Genomic DNA, 4,214 nt, shown 5'->3' on the forward strand with positions numbered 1-4,214 from the left:
GGTGTGCGTGGGCGGTGCGGACGGCGCTGTCTGCGTTCCGGGGTCAGAGGGGGGCCGTGGGGCGATGGGCCGGGGCGCCAACTCTCTGCCTCGTCTGCGGAGTTTATACGAGCCGTGTTCACACGATGTTTCCGCTAGCCGTCGTGGGCATTGCGGGCAAGGCGGTATCAGGACCCTTTACTGCGAAGAATCTACCCATTCATCTGGAGGGTCAGACCTGTGGCCTGCAAAGCCCCGCCACGCGCGGTAGGCCGAAACTCGTCGGCCTTTTTCACCAGCCGCCACGGGCCGGTATCTGCTCACTGCCGCATGCCGCGTGAATGTGCCCGATGAAGTTCCAGAATGAGGGTACCGGGTCATTGATGGCCGTGGGGCGTTACTGATCAGCCCGCCTGGGCATCATCGACCGTGACATGTGTGCCCGATGCTGTGAGCCGCCCGCTCGAGGAGGGATGCTTCGATGGGGGAGAAGGTCGTGGCAGGCGGGTTCGACCTGTCGGACCGGCAGAGGTACCGGAAGAAACTCCAGCAGTGCCTGGAGGGACTGGGGCGGCTGCTGGCCGAGAAGGGCTTCGACCGTCCCAAGAACTTCATGGGGCTGGAGATCGAGCTCAATCTGGCCGGTGCCGACGGTATGCCGAAGATGATGAACGCGGAGGTCCTGGAGCGGATCGCGAGCCGGGATTTCCAGACCGAACTCGGCATGTTCAACCTGGAAGTAAATATTGTTCCGCACCGGCTGGGCGGGCGTGTTTTCGATCAGCTCGCGGAAGAGCTCCGCACCGGTCTGGGATACGCGCACCGAAAAGCGAACGAGGTCGACGCCGGCATCGTGATGATCGGGATCCTGCCGACCCTCGGACGCCATGACCTGGTGTCGGCGAATCTCTCCGACGTCGACCGCTACCAGCTGCTCAACGATCAGATCGTCACCGCGCGAGGTGAGGACTTCACCGTCGACATTTCCGGGGTGGAGCGCCTGACCTGCAACTTCGCGTCCATCGCGCCTGAAGCGGCCTGTACGTCCGTGCAGTTGCACCTCCAGGTGACACCGGACCGGTTCGCGGACGTGTGGAACGCGGCGCAGGCGGTCGCGGGCGTGCAGATCGCCCTGGGCGCCAACTCGCCGTTCCTCTTCGGCCGCGAGCTCTGGCGCGAGTCGCGGCCGCCGCTGTTCCTCCAGGCCACCGACACCCGTCCGCCGGAGCTTCAGGCCCAGGGTGTGCGGCCCCGGACGTGGTTCGGTGAGCGGTGGGTGGACTCGGCGTACGAGCTCTTCGAGGAGAACCTGCGGTACTTCCCGGCGCTGCTGCCGATCTGCGACGACGAGGACCCGCTGCTGGTGCTCGACGACGGCGGGGTGCCGCGGCTCCAGGAGCTGGTGCTGCACAACGGGACCGTCTACCGCTGGAACAGGCCCGTGTACGGGCTGGCCGACGGCGTACCGCACCTGCGGGTGGAGAACAGGGTGCTGCCGGCGGGGCCGACCGTGACGGACGTGATCGCGAACGCCGCGTTCTACTACGGGCTGGTGCGGGCGCTCGCGGAGGACTCGCGGCCCGTGTGGAAGCGGATGTCCTTCGAGGCCGCGGAGGAGAACTTCGACACCGCGTGCAGGCACGGGATCGACGCGGAGATCATCTGGCCGAAGGCGGGGCGGGCCGGCGGGACGGCACGCGTGCCGGCCGTCAAGCTCGTACGGGACGAACTGCTGCCGCTGGCCGCCGCCGGGCTGGACGCCTGGGGCATCGAACCGGCCGACCGCGACTACTACCTCGGGGTCATCGAGCAGCGGTGCAGGCGGCGCGTGAACGGGGCCTCCTGGCAGGTGGACACGTACCACCGGGCCCTGGAGGCCGGCTTGGAGCGCGAGGCGGCGCTGGCCGCCACCACCCGCCGCTACAGCGAGCTGATGCACCAGGGCGATCCGGTGCACACCTGGCCGGTGGGCTTCCCGGGACGCACGTGAGGCCACGGCCGGGCGTCTGATCAGTAGCACGACGGCACCGGACGGCCGTGTGGACCGGCCCTGGTGCCGTCGTTCGCGTCCGCGTCGGGCAAGCTGTGACCTTCCACGGCAGTGGAGCCCCCCCTCGCGTCCTGAGCGGCGGGGGCGGGCCACTGCCGGCAGGCGCCCCCGGCTTGTCGCGCGATCTCCGTACCCGCGTCGAGACCGGCGGGGGCCGGTGACGAGGCGCGACTGCTGAACTGGAGGCCGGTGTGCGGGCAGAGGCGGGGCGGGTGGCTGAATTTCCCTCTGAAGAGGGGGTGACACGCCGGATCTTGCGGCTGGAGATACTGATCGTCCTGGCGCTGTCGCTGGGAGCGAGCGCGGTGGCGTCCCTGATCAGGTTCGTCGGCGCCGTCACCAGACCGGGCGGGCTCAGGGACCAGGCGGCGAGGCTCAACACGTCGGCCACGCCCGAGCGTCCATGGCTGGATCTCGTCTGGCAGCTGTTCGGTATCACCACGGCGCTGGCACCCGTCGCGCTGGTCGCGTACCTGCTGATGCGGGAGGGAACGGGGCTGCGCGCGATCGGATTCGACCGTACGAGGCCGTGGCCCGATCTGGGGCGGGGCACGCTGATCGCGGCGGGCATCGGCAGCGCGGGGCTGGCCTTCTACCTGGTCGCCGTCGAGACGGGGTTCAACCTCACGGTGGTGCCGGAGTCGCTGCCGCCGGTGTGGTGGAAGTTTCCGGTGCTGATTCTCTCCGCGACGCAGAACTCCGTACTGGAGGAGGTCATCGTCGTCGGGTACCTGCTGCGCAGGCTGGACCAGTTGGGGTGGTCGCCGAGGGCCTCACTGGCGGCGAGTTCGGTGCTGCGCGGCTCGTACCACCTGTACCAGGGGATCGGCGGTTTCATCGGGAACGTGGTGATGGGCGCCGTGTTCGTGCTGCTGTACCGGCGGTGGGGGCGCATCGGGCCGCTGGTGGTGGCCCACACGCTGCTCGACGTGGGGGCTTTCGTGGGGTATGCGCTGCTCGCGGGTGAGGTGACCTGGTTGCCGACGGTGAAGTAGCGCGGTCCGCGGTGGTGCGAAGGGGGGCGTACGGATCATCCGTACGCCCCCCTTCGGTCGCACACCTGAGCGCGGGGTCAGGCGAGCAGCTCGCCGTCGACGACGGTGACGGCGCCGCCGGTCAGCAGGGTGCGGTCGCCGCGCAGTGAGGTGGCGACGAGTCCGGAGCGGGCGGAGGCCTGGAGGCCGGTCAGCTCGTCGCGGCCCAGGCGCGCCGACCAGAACGGGGCGAGGGCCGTGTGCGCGCTGCCGGTCACCGGGTCCTCGTCGATGCCGAGCTGCGGGAAGAAGCAGCGCGAGACGAAGTCGTAACCGCCGGCGGAGGGGTCCTCGGCGGCGGCCGTGGCGATGATGCCTCGCCGGGAGTGGGCCACCAGGGCGGGGAAGTCGGGTGTGAGCGCGCGCACGGTCCGCTCGTCCGCCAGTTCCACCAGCAGGTCGCCGATGTGCGGCCCCGTGTCGTGGGCCGAGAGGACATCAGCGCCCAGTGCCTCGGCGACGCCGGCCGGGACCGGGGACTCGGTGAGCGGCGCGGTCGGGAAGTCGAGCGTGAACGCGCCGTCTTCCCGCGCGGTGGCGGTGAGGACCCCGCACAGCGCGGAGAAGCGCACGGCGCCCGTGGCGGCACCGGTGGAGCGCAGGACGTGCGCCGTGGCCAGGGTGGCGTGACCGCACATGGCGACCTCGGCCGCCGGGGTGAACCAGCGCAGTGCCCAGTCCGCGTCGCCGCCCGGGGGGAGCGGGTGCGCGAAGGCGGTCTCCGACAGGTTCATCTCGGCCGCCACCCGCTGGAGCCAGGCGTCGTCCGGGAAGGCGTCGGAGTCCAGCAGCAGCACTCCGGCCGGGTTGCCGGCGAAGGGCCGGTCGGTGAAGGCGTCGACGATTCGAATCCGCATGGACATGAACGTACGGGTGGGGCAAAGCCGCAGGCCAAGGCCAATCGCGGGTCTCTGGCCCCTTCGGTGCGCCGGCATGCTTGTCGGGCGAGCTATTCCGATATATCGTTGGGGTATCGCGACAGCTCAACGATGGAAGGAGCGTAGTGATGCGTTCGCATGGACATGGGGACTGCGGGCCCGGCCATCACGGTCGGGGCGAGTTCGAGAGGCGGCGTGCCGCCTTCGGGCCGTTCGGGCCGCCGTTCGGCGGGCCGTGGGGTGGCGGCGGCCGGGGCAGGGGCGGCCCAAGGG

General features: G+C 70.1%; 3 protein-coding genes and 1 pseudogene. 3 read left to right on the forward strand and 1 reads right to left on the reverse strand.

The window, feature by feature from the left end; all coding sequences use genetic code 11:
• Positions 1-460 precede the first annotated feature (460 nt).
• Positions 461-1,969, forward strand: coding sequence for a glutamate-cysteine ligase family protein (locus tag E2E34_RS31965; RefSeq protein WP_138905342.1), 1,509 nt, complete (start codon positions 461-463; stop codon positions 1,967-1,969).
• A 251-nt stretch (positions 1,970-2,220) separates the two neighbouring features.
• On the forward strand, positions 2,221-3,024 hold the full coding sequence (locus tag E2E34_RS31970) for a CPBP family intramembrane glutamic endopeptidase (RefSeq protein WP_138905343.1): 804 nt from the start codon (positions 2,221-2,223) through the stop codon (positions 3,022-3,024).
• Between the two features lie 77 nt (positions 3,025-3,101).
• On the opposite strand, the gene E2E34_RS31975 is transcribed toward E2E34_RS31970, so the two are convergent.
• Positions 3,102-3,920, reverse strand: a complete 819-nt coding sequence (locus tag E2E34_RS31975) for a PhzF family phenazine biosynthesis protein (protein WP_138905344.1) — start codon at positions 3,918-3,920, stop codon at positions 3,102-3,104.
• 149 nt (positions 3,921-4,069) lie between these two features.
• Between E2E34_RS31975 and E2E34_RS36805 the strand changes: the two are divergent.
• Positions 4,070-4,214 (forward strand): annotated as a pseudogene (locus E2E34_RS36805) (PadR family transcriptional regulator); the annotation flags it as partial.

This window comes from Streptomyces albidochromogenes, from assembly GCF_005981925.1.
Lineage (GTDB): Bacteria > Actinomycetota > Actinomycetes > Streptomycetales > Streptomycetaceae > Streptomyces > Streptomyces albidochromogenes.

Coding starts and splice junctions, on each gene's coding strand:
- E2E34_RS31965 (WP_138905342.1), top strand. CDS start 461: ATGGGGGAGAAGGTCGTGGCAGGCGGGTTCGACCTGTCGGACCGGCAG.
- E2E34_RS31975 (WP_138905344.1), bottom strand. CDS start 3,920: ATGCGGATTCGAATCGTCGACGCCTTCACCGACCGGCCCTTCGCCGGC.